The organism is Ammoniphilus soli, from assembly GCF_040813775.1.
On sequence record NZ_JBEGDL010000170.1, the window covers coordinates 1 to 615 of the forward strand.

The window sequence follows — 615 nt, forward strand, 5'->3', positions numbered from 1 at the left end:
GAAGCTTTCTGACGGAATGTCTTATATTATTGAAAAAAATGAGGGGAGCGGTTCATAGTGATCGAAGTAAACAAGGAGAATTTTCAAGCGGAAGTACGGGAGTCCCAGCAGCCAGTTCTAGTCGACATTTGGGGACCAACGTGCGACCCTTGCATCGCCCTTATGCCGGCAGTGGAAGAATTGGAAAAAAAATATCAAGGGCAAGTCAAGGTGGTTAAGCTAAACAGCGCTGAAAATCGGAGGCTATGCATCGATCTTCGAGTGATTGGATTGCCTTCCTTCTTGCTCTTTAAGGATGGGCAGGAAGTGGGCCGCTTGGGAGGCAAGGATGTCAACATCGAGTCTGTCGAAGGACTTATCCTTAGCCATTCAAGCGCCAGTGAGAATGCAGTATAGGATTTAAATTAAAGACCGGCATAGGAACTGCCGGTCTCTTTTTTATTCAAACGAAATACCTCAAAACTAGAAAACTTGGCTGATGCCAAGACTACAATTCTGCGTCAACAAGTTTTCCTCGTGCTGTCCAAATGATATAACGAAGTTATAAATTCTGACAGTATAATAAAAAGGATTTATCGCAGTGGTATTTTACTTTATAATGAAACCATACATGAT

At 42.6% G+C, this 615-nt stretch carries 1 protein-coding gene; it reads left to right on the plus strand.

Features of this window, described 5'->3' with window-relative positions; all coding sequences use genetic code 11:
* The first annotated feature begins 57 nt into the window (after window positions 1-57).
* Window positions 58-396 carry a thioredoxin family protein gene (locus ABLT31_RS38900; protein WP_367761086.1) on the plus strand — a complete coding sequence of 113 codons (339 nt, stop codon included), beginning with the start codon at window positions 58-60 and terminating at the stop codon, window positions 394-396.
* Window positions 397-615: the final 219 nt, after the last annotated feature.